Annotated in this window: 14 protein-coding genes; 7 read left to right on the top strand and 7 right to left on the bottom strand. The window is 60.8% G+C overall.

Annotated features, from left to right (window positions below; genetic code table 11):
* Nucleotides 1-64 precede the first annotated feature (64 nt).
* A complete protein-coding gene (locus ACMDB8_RS19975; protein ID WP_056727128.1) occupies nt 65-862 on the top strand; it encodes an acyl-CoA thioesterase in 798 nt (265 codons plus the stop codon).
* Here ACMDB8_RS19975 and ACMDB8_RS19970 read toward each other — a convergent pair whose 3' ends face one another.
* From ACMDB8_RS19970 to ACMDB8_RS19960, 3 genes are all read right to left on the bottom strand, one after another.
* Nucleotides 863-1228 (bottom strand): Mpo1-like protein, encoded by a 366-nt coding sequence (locus ACMDB8_RS19970; protein WP_056727127.1) that lies wholly within the window; start codon nt 1226-1228, stop codon nt 863-865. It lies immediately after the preceding gene.
* A gap of 202 nt (nt 1229-1430) precedes the next feature.
* The gene (locus ACMDB8_RS19965) at nt 1431-2912 is read right to left on the bottom strand and encodes a methyl-accepting chemotaxis protein (protein WP_223541082.1); all 1482 of its coding nucleotides are present in this window, start codon (nt 2910-2912) and stop codon (nt 1431-1433) included.
* 125 nt (nt 2913-3037) lie between these two features.
* The gene (locus ACMDB8_RS19960; protein WP_409078908.1) at nt 3038-3847 is read right to left on the bottom strand and encodes a TatD family hydrolase; all 810 of its coding nucleotides are present in this window, start codon (nt 3845-3847) and stop codon (nt 3038-3040) included.
* A gap of 237 nt (nt 3848-4084) precedes the next feature.
* Between ACMDB8_RS19960 and ACMDB8_RS19955 the strand changes: the two genes are divergently transcribed.
* From ACMDB8_RS19955 to ACMDB8_RS19945, 3 genes are all read left to right on the top strand, one after another.
* Nucleotides 4085-5506, top strand: coding sequence for a transglycosylase SLT domain-containing protein (locus tag ACMDB8_RS19955; protein ID WP_223541081.1), 1422 nt, complete (start codon nt 4085-4087; stop codon nt 5504-5506).
* A 103-nt stretch (nt 5507-5609) separates the two neighbouring features.
* Nucleotides 5610-6044 carry a DoxX family protein gene (locus ACMDB8_RS19950; RefSeq protein WP_056727123.1) on the top strand — a complete coding sequence of 145 codons (435 nt, stop codon included), beginning with the start codon at nt 5610-5612 and terminating at the stop codon, nt 6042-6044.
* 245 nt (nt 6045-6289) lie between these two features.
* Nucleotides 6290-6598 carry a hypothetical protein gene (locus ACMDB8_RS19945; protein ID WP_056727122.1) on the top strand — a complete coding sequence of 103 codons (309 nt, stop codon included), beginning with the start codon at nt 6290-6292 and terminating at the stop codon, nt 6596-6598.
* A gap of 3 nt (nt 6599-6601) precedes the next feature.
* Here ACMDB8_RS19945 and greB read toward each other — a convergent pair whose 3' ends face one another.
* The 3 genes from greB to ACMDB8_RS19930 are packed head-to-tail and all read right to left on the bottom strand — an operon-like array spanning nt 6602 to nt 10321.
* Nucleotides 6602-7099 carry a transcription elongation factor GreB gene (gene greB / locus ACMDB8_RS19940; RefSeq protein WP_007973570.1) on the bottom strand — a complete coding sequence of 166 codons (498 nt, stop codon included), beginning with the start codon at nt 7097-7099 and terminating at the stop codon, nt 6602-6604.
* A gap of 34 nt (nt 7100-7133) precedes the next feature.
* Entirely contained in the window at nt 7134-9638 is a 2505-nt protein-coding gene (locus ACMDB8_RS19935) for an ABC transporter permease (protein WP_056727120.1), read from the bottom strand.
* Complete coding sequence (locus ACMDB8_RS19930; RefSeq protein WP_046043370.1) at nt 9638-10321, bottom strand: ABC transporter ATP-binding protein; 684 nt, start codon at nt 10319-10321, stop codon at nt 9638-9640. Before ACMDB8_RS19930 ends, ACMDB8_RS19935 begins: the two co-directional genes overlap by 1 nt.
* Before the next feature lie 10 nt (nt 10322-10331).
* Between ACMDB8_RS19930 and ACMDB8_RS19925 the strand changes: the two genes are divergently transcribed.
* The 3 genes from ACMDB8_RS19925 (at nt 10332) to ACMDB8_RS19915 (ending at nt 13095) form a co-directional block, all read left to right on the top strand.
* Nucleotides 10332-10937 carry an arylesterase gene (locus ACMDB8_RS19925; RefSeq protein ID WP_409078907.1) on the top strand — a complete coding sequence of 202 codons (606 nt, stop codon included), beginning with the start codon at nt 10332-10334 and terminating at the stop codon, nt 10935-10937.
* 56 nt (nt 10938-10993) lie between these two features.
* Nucleotides 10994-11287: a hypothetical protein gene (locus tag ACMDB8_RS19920; protein WP_007991769.1), complete on the top strand. Its 294-nt coding sequence runs from the start codon at nt 10994-10996 to the stop codon at nt 11285-11287.
* A gap of 833 nt (nt 11288-12120) precedes the next feature.
* A complete protein-coding gene (locus tag ACMDB8_RS19915) occupies nt 12121-13095 on the top strand; it encodes a L,D-transpeptidase family protein (protein WP_056727119.1) in 975 nt (324 codons plus the stop codon).
* A 123-nt stretch (nt 13096-13218) separates the two neighbouring features.
* Here ACMDB8_RS19915 and oprI read toward each other — a convergent pair whose 3' ends face one another.
* The gene (oprI, locus tag ACMDB8_RS19910) at nt 13219-13470 is read right to left on the bottom strand and encodes an outer membrane lipoprotei OprI (protein WP_003199355.1); all 252 of its coding nucleotides are present in this window, start codon (nt 13468-13470) and stop codon (nt 13219-13221) included.
* Nucleotides 13471-14063: the final 593 nt, after the last annotated feature.

The following is a 14063-nucleotide window of genomic DNA, read 5'->3' as shown; positions in this document are numbered from 1 at the left end:
GGCGATGTATCAACTTCGCCAGATGGTTAAGATCCCTTCATCTTTTCCGATCCCAGAGGTTTTCATGCGTTTTTCCGAACTGCTCGACGCTGTCCGCGGCCAGCCGCTGGAGCTGTCTATCCCGGCCTCCTGGGCTCAGGGGCGGGCCAGTTTCGGTGGCCTGGTGGCCGCTTTGCAGTACGAAGCCATGCGCGCCCGGGTTCCGGCGGATCGGCCGGTGCGTTCGTTGGCAATCACCTTCGTCGGCCCGGTTGAGCCCGAGGTGCCGGTCAGTTTTGAGGTCGACGTACTGCGCGAAGGCAAGGCCGTCAGCCAAGTGCTGGGCCGGGTAGTGCAGAAGGGGCAGGTGGTGACATTGATCCAGGGCAGCTTCGGTGCCTCGCGCCCCTCGGAAGTGGCGGTGGCCGCTGAACCGGCACCTGAAATGAAGCACTGGGACGAATGCCAGGAGTTGCCTTTCGTCGAAGGCGTCATCCCTGAGTTCATGCGGCATCTGGCGATGCGCTGGAGTGTCGGCGGGTTGCCGTTCAGCGGTAGCACATCCCGGCAAATGGGTGGCTGGGTACGCTTGCGCGGCGACGTAAAGGAAGAGGCCATCGGCGAGGCGCATATCCTGGCGCTGGTGGACGCCTGGCCGCCGGCCCTGATGCCGTTTTTGAAGAAGCCGGCGATGGGTAGCACGCTGACCTGGACCATCGAGTTCGTGCAACCGCTGCTGGAACTGAACACCCTGGACTGGTGTAAATACCTCGTCGAGACCGAATACGCCGCCGACGGCTACGGGCATGCGGCCGCAAAAATGTGGAGCGCGGATGGCCGGTTGATCGCCATGAGCCGGCAGACGGTGACCGTGTTCGCCTGATCAGTGACGGCGGTGGCGCTCACGCCAGGCGCGCCACCAGCCACCGCTGAGGAAGAACCGCGGAAACGTCAGGAACTGCTCGACCAACAGGCGTGATACTGCATCCTTGCGATCGCTGAAGGGTTCGGAGGCTTGGGTCTCCAGGCTGTGGCCGTGGCGTTGCAAGGCCATCGCCGCGATCACACCGATCACGCCGATGGCGATATTTGCCAGGCTCAGGCTGAACACCCCGGTCACAATCAGTAGAAATGCCACGATGAACAGCGGCACCGCGATCAGATGCAGCACCAGATTGGTCGGGTGCTGATGATTGTTCGGGTACGCTCGCCATTGCCAGGCGGGTAGGTTGGGGTGACGTTTACCCATGATGCCGATCCTCGATCCATGTTGAACACATGTAGGAAGAATAGGCCCGGTCTATGCTGGCGGCGAATCAAGGCTGGCTATTGGTTTGATAGGCGTCATGTTCAAATTTGATGTGGATTCGACTGACGCCTTCGCGAGCAAGCCCGCTCCCACAGGGGAATGCATTTCAACTGTGGGAGCGGGCTTGCTCGCGAAGAGTCCCTCAAAGCTTCAACTGACCTATCGCCTTGCTCAGTTCCCCGGCCAACGCCGCCAGCTCATTGCTGGTGGTCGCCGACGTCACCGTCTGTTGCACCGTGTTCTCGGTCACGTCACGGATGCTCACCACCGCCCGGTTCATCTCTTCCGCCACCTGGCTTTGCTGCTCGGCCGCCACCGCGATCTGTGTATTGCTTTCACGCATTTGCGCCACTGCGCCGGTAATCTCGGCCAGTGCCGCGCCGGCCTCTTGCGCCTGTTGTACGCAGTCGTCGGCCTTGAACGAACTCTCTTGCATGAAATCCACGGCGTCCCGCGTGCCAGCCTGCAACGCCGAGACCATGAGGGTGATTTCATCCGTGGAAGCCTGTACACGTTTGGCGAGGTTGCGTACTTCATCGGCGACCACCGCGAAGCCGCGGCCCATCTCGCCGGCCCGGGCCGCTTCGATGGCGGCGTTCAGCGCCAGCAGGTTGGTCTGCTCGGCGATGCTGTGAATCACGTTGACCACGCCATTGATCTTCTGGCTGTCCTCGGCCAGCCGTTGAATCATCTCGGCGGTCTGCTGGACGCCGGTGGACAGTCCGGCAATCGACCGTTGCACCCGTGTCACGACCTCCTGCCCACTGCCGGCCAGGGTATTGGCCGATTGTGAAAGGTCACGGGTGGCGCCCGCGTGTTGGGCAATGTGATAGACCGTGGCGGTCATTTCATTGATCGCCGTGGCGGCCTGATCGGTTTCGCTTTGCTGGCCCAGCATGCCGTGGCGCACTTCATTCATGCTGGCCGCCAGCCGCGCGGCGCCGACGTCCAGTTGCCGGGCGGTGCTGGCGACGGTGTTGACCACCCGTTGATAACCGGCCTGCATGGCGTTGAAGGCGTTGGCCATTTGCCCGACTTCGTCGCTGCAAGCCAATGGCACGCGGGCCGACAGGTCGCCGGTTTTCTCCACGTGCAGCATGACGTCTTTCAAGGTGTTGAGCTGGCTGAGCAGGAAGCGGATCAATAACTGCGAGGCACCGAGCATTGCCAGCATCAGGATGAACACGGCCAACGCGTAGTTGGCGAAGCGCTCGCTGAACACCTGGCTCAAGCTTGGACCGTGGGCAATCACGGCGACCCGCTGGCCATCGGCACGGGTAAACACTTCGGCACCCATCAACGGATTGTCACCGAACAGCGGCATCAGGTTGATCTCGACCCAGCCGTTTGCATTGATGAGTTCGGGAATGGGTTGTTCATTCAGCGACGGCGCTTGTCCGCGATTGAACGTCAGCAGGTTGTCGGCGTGGGGTAGCGTTTGCCCGGCGGGCCAGGCTTCGAGCAATCGCGCCTGGGCCCGGGCCGAATCCTGGGCGGCGTCACTGCGGGCCTGCTGTTCGAGCTGCACCGCGTATAGCACCAGCAACAGGGTGGTGACGAAAGCGACGGCGTTGACCGCCCAGAATTTGTATTTCAGCGAGATATTGCTAAGCCAGGCACCCATGGAGGTCTTCTCTGATAGCGGAAACAGTTTTGGCAAGGTGCCAGCATTGTGCCGCTACTCAGGTGGCTGATTCTTGATGCAGATCAACGGCCCCTCAGCATTCCAGCGTGGGAGGGGATTTGTGGTTACTGGGGGATTGATGGCAAGCCGTAGAACGCCCGTGCGCACGCGGTGGTATGCGCCGCCAGATCTTCCTGGCTTTCCCCGCGATGCAGCGCCACTTCGCGCAGTACTTCGGTCAGGTACGCCGGCTCGTTCCGCCCGTTTTTCGGCTTGGGGCGCAGGCTGCGCGGTAGCAGATACGGTGCGTCGCTTTCGAGCATCAGGCGCCCGCGCTTGATTTCCTTGACCAGCGGATGCAAATGCGTGCCTCGGCGCTCGTCGCAGATCCAGCCGGTAATGCCGATGTGCAGGTCGAGGTCGAGGTAGCTGAACAGCGCCTTCTGTTCACCCGTGAAGCAGTGCACCACAGCGGCCGGCAGTCGGTCGCGGAAGTCGTGCAGGATTTCCAGCAAACGCTGGCTGGCGTCGCGTTCGTGCAGAAAAACCGGCAGCTGCAATTCGACGGCCATGGCCAGATGTTCTTCCAGGACCTTCTCCTGCTGCGGGCGCGGCGAGAAATCACGGTTGAAATCCAGCCCGCATTCACCCACGGCCACCACATTCGGTTCGTTGAGCAGGCTGCGCAAACGTCGGGCGCTGTCGGCGTTCCAGTCGCTGGCGCAGTGAGGATGGATACCTGCGGTGGCAAACAGGCGCCGGGCGCTTTCGTCCAGTTGCTGGCACAGCTCAAGGGCCTGTTCACTGCCCTCGACGCTGGTGCCGGTCAGCACCAGTTGGCACACGCCGGCCGCATAGGCACGGTCGAGTACAGCCTGGTGTTTGTCGGCAAAACTGGCGTTGGTCAGGTTGACGCCGATATCGATGAGTTGCATGGTGCTACCTCGGCCCAAAGGCCGGAAAGCATATCAGAGCCGTGGATTTATAAGAAAAGCCAAGAACTACAACGGGTTAACGCTGTCTCTTGAGCCGCGGACCAGGCTGGGTTGGTAGTTTTGCCATCATTGTGCCAGTCTTTCGCACTTTGCCAGCGCCTTGGGCGCTCTGTTTTTGTCGCCGCGCTTGATGGTTTTCGTCATTGAAGCGGGCCTCATATTCTTTCCGGAGAGTGGATGATTCGTCCCTCGGTTTTGCTACTGCTGTGTTGTTCGCTGCTACTGCCGATGACGGCGGTCGCGCGTCTGCCCGGGCCGCTGCAAGCCGTACCGGCCAGCAAGGTGCGCGACCTTGCCCAAATTCGCAGCAGTCGTGTGCTGCGGGTGTTGGTCAACCAGAGCCGCAACAGTTCCGGCGAAGTCCAGGGGCAGGCGATCGGGGTCGAATACCATCGTCTGAGAGCGTTCGAGCAATACCTCAACGGCCATGCCCGTGACGGCCAGGAAATTACCCTCAAGATCATTCCCAAGGCCAAGGATCAACTGCTCGGCGCATTGCAGCGCGGAGAGGGCGATTTGGTGGCACCGGGCGAGTTGCTCGATCTGCAACCGGGTTTCGCCGTCAGTACCAGTGAGCCGATTGCCAGCAACATCCCGTTGGTCCTGGTAGGCATCAAAGGCGAACGCCGCTATACCAAACTTGAACAGCTTTCCGGCAAGACCCTGGCGTTACCTGCCGGCAGCGCCGCCGGGGATGCCGTCAGCCAGATCAATCAAAAGCTCGCCCTGCACAAACTGCCTCCGGTCATCATCGAATGGGTCGATCCGAGTCTTGCTGTCGAGGACGTACTGGAGATGGTGCAGGGGGGGATCTTCCACCTGACCATCGTCGAGCAGCCGATCGCCGAGCGCTGGGGCAAGATCCTGTCCAAGCTGCGTTTTGACAAGCAGGTACTCATCAGCGAGCCGGGAGAAGAATTCTGGTTCGTGCGCCGTGATGCCTCGATGTTGCGGGCCAGCATTGATCGCTTCCTCACCGGCTACAAAAAACCATCGGATCAGGACGCCGCGTTCCTGCGGATCTATCGTCGTCTCTATCAAGTGCACTATCCACTGGCCAAGGCGGACCGGCAGCGTCTGGAAAAGCTTCGCCCGGTGCTGCAGAAGCACGCCGATGCCCAGGGCATGGACTGGCTGAACCTGGCGGCGCTGGCCTTCAAGGAGTCAGCCCTGCAACCCGCCGCCCGCAGTGGCGGTGGCCCCACCGGTCTGATGCAGATCACGCCATCTGCGGCGCAGCGGGTGGGTGTCAACAATATCCAGGACCTTGATGGCAATGTGCAGGCAGGGGCCAAGTACCTGGCGATGATCCGGCGCAAGTTCTTTGCCAGTCCCAAACTCAACGAGCGCGAACGCATGGCCTTCGTGCTGGCGGCCTACAACATCGGGCCGGAGCGAGTGCAAGGCATGCGGGCAGAAGCCCGGCGGCGAGGCTTGAATCCCAACCAGTGGTTCTTCCAGGTTGAACGCATTGCCATGGAGCAAGTGGGTATGGGCCCCGTCAGCTATGTTAATAGCGTGAACAAGTATTACTTGGCATTCGATCGGGAGCGGGAGTCGTTGGAGCCCCAGGGGCAAAAGGTTGCCTCACGCAAATGATCAACTAATCTGATTGTTATGACGGGTTTTTTGCGCTTTTAACATGTGAATTACTGATTAATATAGCGGCCAACCAACACACACTTACAAGGAATGAAACAGCATGAGCACTCTGATCAATAAGGTAATGTCTACCCGCGCCGGCTACGGCCTGACCGTTCTGCGCATTGTGGTCGGCATTGTTTTCGCCGCTCACGGCTCGCAGAAACTCTTCGGGGCATTCGGTGGCTATGGTCTGGCTGGAACCGCGCAGTACATGGAAAGCCTCGGACTGACGCCGGGTTACCTGATGGCGGCACTGGCGGGTGGCACCGAGTTCTTCGCCGGCCTGGCCCTGATCATCGGCTTGCTGGTTCGCCCGGCCGCACTGGGCCTGATCTTCCTGTCGCTGGTGGCGATTTTCTCGGTGCACATCAGCAATGGTCTGTTCATGGCCAACAACGGTTATGAATTCGCCCTGGCATTGCTCGGTGGCAGTATCGCGGTATTGATCGAAGGTGCGGGCAAACTCTCGGCGGACCGTGCCATCGCCGGCTGACCCCTCTGGCTCAACAAAAAGGCCCGCATTGCGGGCCTTTTTTGTTGAGCGTCATTCTTGACACTGTCCAGTCAGCTTCTCTAGGATGTTGCTCATGCGCCGATTTAAACAGCTACTTGCGGGGCGCCAGGTGACTCATCCAGTTGCCGATAGAAGCCGGAACAGGCTTCGAAATACCGCTAAAGCGCTGGTTCGGTGTTGCCTCTCACCTGCCATGCAGACTTTTGAGGCAGAGACACGACCCAATGAATGCACTAAACGCCGTTGTACGTCCCGCGCCGATCACGGCACATCTGACCCAGCGCAATCCAAAAATCCTGCTTGGCGGCAAACATCAGCCGACGCTCTTGCGTTATCTCGATGGCTGGCCACGTCGTACCGGCGGTCCCGCTGCCTTCCTGATCCAGTTTGTCGACGACGGTGAGTCGCTCGCTCGTTTTGCCGACGACAGTTTCGACCTGGCAGTGATTCAGTCCCCCAGCCTCGAAGATGCGCCTGAAGTGATCCGGCAACTGACCCGCGTTGCCCGGCAAGGGTTGATCACCCGGCGTTGAAACTCACGGGTAGTCGATCGCCACAATATACACACACTGTTCACCGGTCGGTGTCTGGACCCGGACTTCGGCGTCCAGTGCCTTGCCGATCAGGGCGCGAGCCAAGGGCGAGTCGATGCTGATCAGGCCCTGTTTGAGGTCCAGCTCATCGGGCCCGACAATGCGGTAGCGCGACTCTTTGCCATCCTCGTCTTCGATCGTGACCCAGGCGCCGAAATAGACCTTGTTCGGATCGCTGGGTTTTTCGCTGACAACCTTGAGCGCTTCCAGGCGTTTGGTGAGAAAACGCACGCGGCTGTCGATCTCTCGCAGCATCTTTTTGCCATAGGTGTATTCGGCGTTCTCCGAGCGATCCCCCTGGGCCGCGGCTTCGCTGACAGCCTGGGTGACCTGGGGCCGACGTACATGCCACAGCTCATGGAACTCGGCGCGCATCCGCGCCTCACCCTCGGGGGTGATCAGCGCGGTGCCAGCGGTGCGGGGAGGGCGGTAACGGCTCATGACAGCTTCTTGTGGTGAGAATGGCAGGAGTCTATCAACCCTCGCGCAGGACTGTCAGCGGGCTGGTGTTCAATGCCCGACGGGTGCCGAACACCCCGGCGCCACCAATGAGCACGGCGCCCAGCAGTGGCAGCACCAACAGCCACGGGTGCGGATGCCACGGCAGGTCAAAGGCGTAGCGGTAGAGCACCCAACTCACCACTTCCGAACCCAGCGCAGCCAGCAAGCCACTGACTGCGCCCAGCAGGCCGAACTCGATACGTCGAGCCTTGACCAGCAATAGCCGCTCCGCCCCCAGCGCACGCAGCAACGCGCCTTGGCGAATGCGTTCATCCAGCGTCGCTTGCAGGCCGGAGAACAGCACCGCCATCCCCGCCGCCAACACGAACAGCAACACGTACTCCACCGCCAGGGTCACCTGGGCGAGGATGCTGCGCAGTTGCTCCAGCAAGGCTTCGACCTGCAGGATGGTCACCGCCGGGAAAGCGCGGGACAGGTCGACAATCTGTTGGTCATGACCCGATGCCAGATAGAAACTGGTCAGGTAGGTTGCTGGCAGATCCTTGAGGGTGCCGGGCTGAAAGATCATGAAGAAATTTGGCTGGAAGTTGTCCCAGTTGATCTCCCGCAGGCTGGTGACCTTCGCCTCGCGATTGACCCCGCCAACGCTGAAAACCAGGTGATCGCCGAGCTTGATCTTCAGGCTTTCGGCGACCTTGCCCTCTACCGACACGCCAGGAACATCGTCCGGCGTCTGTTCGTTCCACCAATTGCCGGCCGTGAGTTTGTTGCCCGTCGGCAGGTCCGCGGCCCAGGTCAGGCTCAGGTCGCGCTGGATTGCCCGATCACCTGCCGATTCCTTGGTGACGATTTGCTGCACCGGCTCGCCGTTGATGTTGATCAAGCGCCCGGGCACCACCGGGTACAGCGGAGCCGATTGCGCCGACACGGCAATCAGGTGATCGGTGAAGGCCTGTTTGTCCGCTGGCAGGATGTTCAGCGCAAAGTAGTTCGGTGCGTTTTTCGGCAGCTGGTTCTGCCAGGTGTCCAGCAACTCGCCGCGCAGCAGCGCAATCAGCGCCATCGACAGCAGAATCAGGCCGAATGCCAGGGACTGGCCCGCGGCAGCGAGGGGATGACGCAGCAGTTGGCCCAGTCCCAGACGCCAGGGCAAGGGCGCACGGGCAAGCATGCGCCGCAGACTCTTCAACAGCAGCAGTAACAAGCCGCCCAGCACCAGTGCTGCAATCACGCCGCCGCCGAGCAGGGCAAAGGTCAGCACCAGGTCCAGGCTCAAGCGCCACATGATCAGGCCGAGGGCGCCCAGCGCTGCGCCGTAGACCATCCAGGTGCTGGAAGGGATCGGCAGCATGTCCCGGCGCAGCACGCGCAATGGCGGAACCCGGCCCAGAGCCGCCAGTGGCGGCAAGGCGAAACCGGCCAGCGCCACCAGTCCGGTGCCGATCCCGGCAACTGCCGGAAACAGCCCGCCCGGAGGCACATCGGTCGGCAACAAGTCATGCAGCAGGGCAAACAACCCCAGTTGGGCGAGCCAACCGAGGAGAGCACCGTTGATGCTGGCCAGCAGCCCGAGCACAGTCAGTTGCAGGCTGAACAACACCATGGTTTCCCGGCGCGACAGCCCGAGGCAGCGCAGCAGGGCACTGGCGTCGAACCGGCGGGTGGCGAAGCGGGTTGCCGACAGCGCCACCGCTACGCCGGACAACAGCACTGCCACCAGGCTGGCCATGTTCAGGTAGCGTTCGGCCTTGCCCAGGGCGCCGCCGATCTGTCGATTGCCGTCGCGGGCGTCCTGCAAGCGCTGGTTGGCGGCGAGCCCCGGTTTGATCAGTTGCCGATACGTCTCAAGTGCCTGAGCGTTGCCTCGCCATAATTCGCGATAGCTGACCCGGCTGCCGGGCTGCACCACGCCGGTGGCCGCAAGGTCGTCGAGGTTGATCAGCACTCGCGGCGTCAAGCTGTAGAAATTGCCGGCGCGGTCGGGTTCGTAAGTCAGCACCCGTGCCAGTTTCAGGGCTTTCATGCCGACATCGATGCTGTCGCCGATCTTCAGGTCCAGGGCGGTCAACAGGCGTGCCTCGACCCAGGCTTCTCCGGGTTGCGGTCCGCCACCGACTGTTTCCGTGGCAAAGGGTGCGGGCGCGCTTTTCAATTCGCCGCGTAGCGGGTAGGTGCCGTCGGCCGCCTTGATGCTGGACAGCTGGATGCCGTTGTCGGTGGCGATGACGCTGGAGAACTCCACCACCTGAGCGTGTTCCAGACCCAGTTCGGTACCGCTTCTTATCTGTTCGGGGCGCGCGGGCGAACTGCCTTCGAGCAGCAGGTCGGCACCGAGGAATTCGGTAGCGCGCAGCATCATGGCGCCGTTCAGGCGGGCTCCGAAATAGCCAATGGCGGTGCTGGCGGCCACGGCCACCAGCAAGGCGAAAAACAACACGCGCAATTCACCGGCGCGGGCATCACGCAGCAATTGGCGGATGGCGAGGCTGAACAGGCGCAACAGCGGCAGACGTGCCATCAAGGCTCCAGAGGGGCGACCAGCAGGCCGGCTTCAAGACGGATCAGGCGTCGGCAGCGGTGGGCCAGGCGTTCATCGTGAGTCACCAGCACCAGGGTCGTGCCGCGCTCCTGGTTGAGCTCGAACAGCAAGTCGCTGATGCGCTCGCCGGTGTGGCTGTCGAGGTTGCCGGTCGGTTCGTCGGCGAACAGCACATCCGGCTCGGCGGCAAACGCGCGGGCAATCGCCACGCGTTGTTGCTCGCCGCCGGAGAGCTGGCGCGGCGAGTGAGTCAGGCGTTGGCCCAGTCCCACCCGTTGCAGCAATTGGGTGGCGCGTTCGCGGGCGTCTTTGCGGCCATCGAGCTCCAGAGGCAGCATGACGTTTTCCAGGGCATTGAGACTGTCGAGCAACTGAAACGATTGAAAGACAAAACCCACGTGCTCGGCGCGGATGCGCGCGCGCTGGTCTTCATCGAGGTTGCTCAGGCCTTGTCCGGCGAGGGTGACTTCGCCGCTGCTCGGCAGGTCGAGGCCGGCGAGCAGGCCCAGCAGGGTGGACTTGCCGGAACCCGAAGCGCCGACGATGGCCAGGCTGTCGCCCTTGTTCAGTTCCAGGCTGAGTTGGTGCAGGATGGTCAGTTCACCTTCCGCGCTGGGAACCACTTTGCTAAGGTCCTTCGCGATGAGAATGCTTGCGCCCATGGAGAGTCCGATGCGTGTCTGGTTTTTGAGTGCTGGCCTGGCCTTGATGTGCATGGCCCAAAACGCAGCGGCGGGTACAGTCCTGATCGTTGGCGATAGTATCAGCGCCGGTTTCGGGCTGGATACCCGGCTGGGATGGGTGTCGCTGCTTGAGCAACGGCTCAGGCGCGAAGGTTTCGACGACAAAGTGATCAATGCGTCCATCAGTGGCGATACCAGTGCCGGAGGCCAGGCGCGCCTGCCCGCGCTGCTTGCAGAGCATAAACCGGAACTGGTGATCCTCGAGTTGGGCGGCAATGATGGCCTGCTCGGGATGCTGCCAACTCAATTGCAACAAAATCTTGCTTCGATGATCGACAGCTCCCGGGCCAGCGGTGCCAAGGTGTTGTTGCTCGGCATGCAATTGCCACCTAATTATGGTGCGCGTTACACCAAGGCGTTCGCCGAGGTCTATAGCAACCTGGCCGATGAGAAAAAGATCCCGCTGGTGCCGTTTTTCCTCGATGGTGTGGGCGGTCATCCGGACTTGATGCAGGCTGATGGCATACACCCGGCGGCCGGGGCCCAGGACAAGTTGCTGGAAAATGTCTGGCCTACCCTAAAACCGCTGTTATGAGACTTTTCTAGAGGCAGGCTTTCGGCTAAGGTGGCGCCCCCGATTTGGAGCCCCCGATGCCGCGTCCCGCCTGGTCACTATTTGCCTATCAACTGATCGAGCCTGACGAACAGCTGGATCTGTTCGCCTGCCAGGAAGTGCGGGTGCATCTGGTGACCCGTCAGCTGGAGTTGGGCGGCTCGGCGGACCGGACCCTGTGTGGCAGCCTGTTGCCGGCTTCGCCTCGCTGGTCGAGTGTTGATCGCCGGGTGTTTCAGGACCAGCGGCTGTGTTCGCTGTGCCGGGCCATTCTTGAGTCGCAGAAGCGGGGGACGTCGCCGATCTGGCCTGAACTGCGGTTCGAGCTTTGATCCGTCAGGAGTCGAGGCGGCCTTCGAGCCGACCTGTCTTTTGTTGACCGTGTACATATCCGTTGCTGCGGTAACGGCGACTTATGGTTTCGCCCTTACGGCGAGTCACTTTTAACAAGCGCCTTAAAAGTAACCAAAAGCGCTCGCCCCGAACGTACGGCCCCTCGCTAAGGCTCGGGGTTCCTTCGCTCCGGTATCCATCCGGGGGCATTGCCCTCCGGTCTGCTTCGCGACGACCTACATGCAATGAGTTCGACTGCGTCGAACGGCGCTGCGCGCCCATCCCCGGATGAACACCTCCACTCAGCCTCCCGAGGGGGCGGGTGGATCAAGATCAAGAGCTGCAGGCGAGCTAACGCTCGGCCTGATGAGTGGTGAAGAGCGACGCGATGGTGTGGGCTGCTCGGCCTTTGCTTTTCTGTGGGAGCGAGCTTGGTCCGGGCGGCGTTCCGACGATGGCGGCCTGACAGCCGACCCAATTCTCAAGGCAAACGAACCCCGCGATCAGGCCGGCCGGTAGGCCGCCTCGCTTTTGCTTTTGCGGTACACGCCCCCTCATGAGGCCGAACGTCAGGGGCAAGAGCCCTTGGTTACTTGGGGCTTTTCCAAGTAACCCGCTGTAAGAGCGGAACCATAGGTGGCCGTTACCAAAAGAATGGATATTTACCCGGTCAAAAATCGCCCATCACACAGCCATCTTCAGGACACCACCCGAAGCAAGCTCACAGTGAACGCCTTGCATTGCCTGCAATCGGGCCATCTCCCCGAAATAACGGACAGCGGTGTACAATCGCGCTCTTATATCTCTGTTGATCATGCGAAGGATTTTCCGGATGTTGCCGCGCTTTCCTGCCGTCACCCGCTGCCTGACTCTTGCCGCCCTCTTTGTGGCCGGTCCAGTCGCAGCATTGGAGTTTCCCCTGCCACCGCCAGGTGAGGACATCATCGGCCAGGTGCAGGTGATCAAGGCCAAGTACGAAGATACCTTCGCCGACCTTGGTACCGCCTACGATCTGGGCTACACGGAAATGGTCGCGGCCAACCCGGGTGTCGATGCCTGGTTGCCAGGCGCCGGCACGGAAATCATCCTGCCGACCCGCTTCATCCTGCCACCAGGCCCCCGTGAAGGCATCGTGATCAACCTGGCCGAGTACCGCCTCTACTACTACCCGAAAGGCAAGAACGTGGTGTACACGTTCCCGCTGGGTATCGGTCGTGAAGGCTGGGGCTCGCCGATTGCCCACACCAGCATCATTGCCAAGACACCTAATCCGACCTGGACGCCTCCGGCTTCGATCAAGGCCGAGCACGCAGCAGACGGTGATCCGCTGCCCAATGTCGTGCCGGCCGGCCCTGACAACCCTCTGGGGCCGTTCAAGTTCACCCTGGGCACACCGGGCTACCTGATCCACGGTTCGAACAAGAAGTTCGGTATCGGCATGCGCACCAGCCACGGTTGCTTCCGCATGTTCAACAATAACGTGCTGGAAATGGCGGGCATGGTGCCGGTCGGTACGTCGGTGCGGATCATCAACGACCCGTACAAGTTCGGCCTGAGTGGCGGCAAGGTCTATCTGGAGGCGCATACGCCGCTGGACGACAAGGGCAACCCGTCGGTGGTCGACAAGCACACCTCCGTCATCAATGCGATGCTCAAGCGTGAAGACATCACCAACAACCTGCGCATGAACTGGGATGTGGTGCGTGATGTGGTCGCCGCTGAAGACGGCCTGCCGGTTGAGATCGCAGTGCCGGGCAACGGCGTTGCGCCGATGGTGTCGAGTATGCCGATCGACCCGCTGCAGTAAGGCTGGCAAAGGGCCCGTCGGCGCGGACCGCGTCGACGGGTTTTTTATTGTCTGGAGAAACGCCAGGCAATAAAAAAGCCGACCCAAAAAATGGGTCGGCTTGATAACAATCCCGAAGGATTATTACTTGCGGCTAGCTTTGTCCAGCATGCGCAGTGCACGCTCGTTAGCTTCGTCAGCAGTCTGTTGTGCTTTTTGAGCAGCAGCCAGAGCTTCATCAGCTTTACGGTAAGCTTCGTCTGCACGAGCCTGGGAGCGAGCAGCTGCGTCTTCAGTAGCGGTCAGACGTGCTTCGGTTTCTTTCGATGCGCTGCTGCAACCGGTAGCCAGAACTGCGGCCAGAGCCAGAGCAGAGAATTTCAGAACGTTGTTCATCGTGTTCCCCTTCAAGGACTTTCTATTAAGTAGCTATCTCCTCCGATTGAGGAAATAGCCGGCGTACATACTACCCATTACTTGTAGTAAGTAAAACTGACGTGACGCAAGAAGCAAAAAAAATTGTAGGCGTTGATTCTTTTTCGAGCAACTTTTAACTGAATTGTTTAAAAAATATCCAGCTGCAAGGCCCGTGGCTGAGCGAGCTGATGAGAAAAAGTTCCTGCGACACGGCGCTGTTTTTCAGTCTGGCTAAAGTCCGCCTACATGGATTCGTCTACACTTTTGTTCGGCTTTTGTGTGGCGCCTCTCAATATCTTTCTCGATGTTCAGGTGACTTTAACAACGGGCGCTCGTCTTAAGTCTCAACATCCGGCAATGTACAGGCTATCGACCCCGAGCGATCTTGGGTCGAACCAATCCTGCGTGATCCGGAGCAGCACCCGCCAACCCGCACGATGACGAGCGCACCTTGAGCATTTCCGCCAATGGTGCCTACTATTTGTACGTGCTCGGTAGCGCGAGATCGGTGCAGCTCTTCTCGGTGTCCATTCAGGCACGGGGTGGCGTAGATGTTCCTTCGCCGGAAAAAC

It is taken from the genome of Pseudomonas monachiensis (assembly GCF_047345015.1).
Classification (GTDB): domain Bacteria; phylum Pseudomonadota; class Gammaproteobacteria; order Pseudomonadales; family Pseudomonadaceae; genus Aquipseudomonas; species Aquipseudomonas monachiensis.
Note: the sequence above shows the minus strand (reverse complement) of the source record. Positions and strands in the feature narration are given on the sequence as shown.

Excerpts from the sequence above, each read along its gene's own strand:
- ACMDB8_RS19975 (WP_056727128.1), top strand. The coding sequence starts at position 65 with ATGCGTTTTTCCGAACTGCTCGACGCTGTCCGCGGCCAGCCGCTGGAG.
- ACMDB8_RS19970 (WP_056727127.1), bottom strand. The coding sequence starts at position 1,228 with ATGGGTAAACGTCACCCCAACCTACCCGCCTGGCAATGGCGAGCGTAC.
- ACMDB8_RS19965 (WP_223541082.1), bottom strand. The coding sequence starts at position 2,912 with ATGGGTGCCTGGCTTAGCAATATCTCGCTGAAATACAAATTCTGGGCG.
- ACMDB8_RS19960 (WP_409078908.1), bottom strand. The coding sequence starts at position 3,847 with ATGCAACTCATCGATATCGGCGTCAACCTGACCAACGCCAGTTTTGCC.
- ACMDB8_RS19955 (WP_223541081.1), top strand. The coding sequence starts at position 4,085 with ATGATTCGTCCCTCGGTTTTGCTACTGCTGTGTTGTTCGCTGCTACTG.
- ACMDB8_RS19950 (WP_056727123.1), top strand. The coding sequence starts at position 5,610 with ATGAGCACTCTGATCAATAAGGTAATGTCTACCCGCGCCGGCTACGGC.
- ACMDB8_RS19945 (WP_056727122.1), top strand. The coding sequence starts at position 6,290 with ATGAATGCACTAAACGCCGTTGTACGTCCCGCGCCGATCACGGCACAT.
- greB (WP_007973570.1), bottom strand. The coding sequence starts at position 7,099 with ATGAGCCGTTACCGCCCTCCCCGCACCGCTGGCACCGCGCTGATCACC.
- ACMDB8_RS19935 (WP_056727120.1), bottom strand. The coding sequence starts at position 9,638 with ATGGCACGTCTGCCGCTGTTGCGCCTGTTCAGCCTCGCCATCCGCCAA.
- ACMDB8_RS19930 (WP_046043370.1), bottom strand. The coding sequence starts at position 10,321 with ATGGGCGCAAGCATTCTCATCGCGAAGGACCTTAGCAAAGTGGTTCCC.
- ACMDB8_RS19925 (WP_409078907.1), top strand. The coding sequence starts at position 10,332 with ATGCGTGTCTGGTTTTTGAGTGCTGGCCTGGCCTTGATGTGCATGGCC.
- ACMDB8_RS19920 (WP_007991769.1), top strand. The coding sequence starts at position 10,994 with ATGCCGCGTCCCGCCTGGTCACTATTTGCCTATCAACTGATCGAGCCT.
- ACMDB8_RS19915 (WP_056727119.1), top strand. The coding sequence starts at position 12,121 with ATGTTGCCGCGCTTTCCTGCCGTCACCCGCTGCCTGACTCTTGCCGCC.
- oprI (WP_003199355.1), bottom strand. The coding sequence starts at position 13,470 with ATGAACAACGTTCTGAAATTCTCTGCTCTGGCTCTGGCCGCAGTTCTG.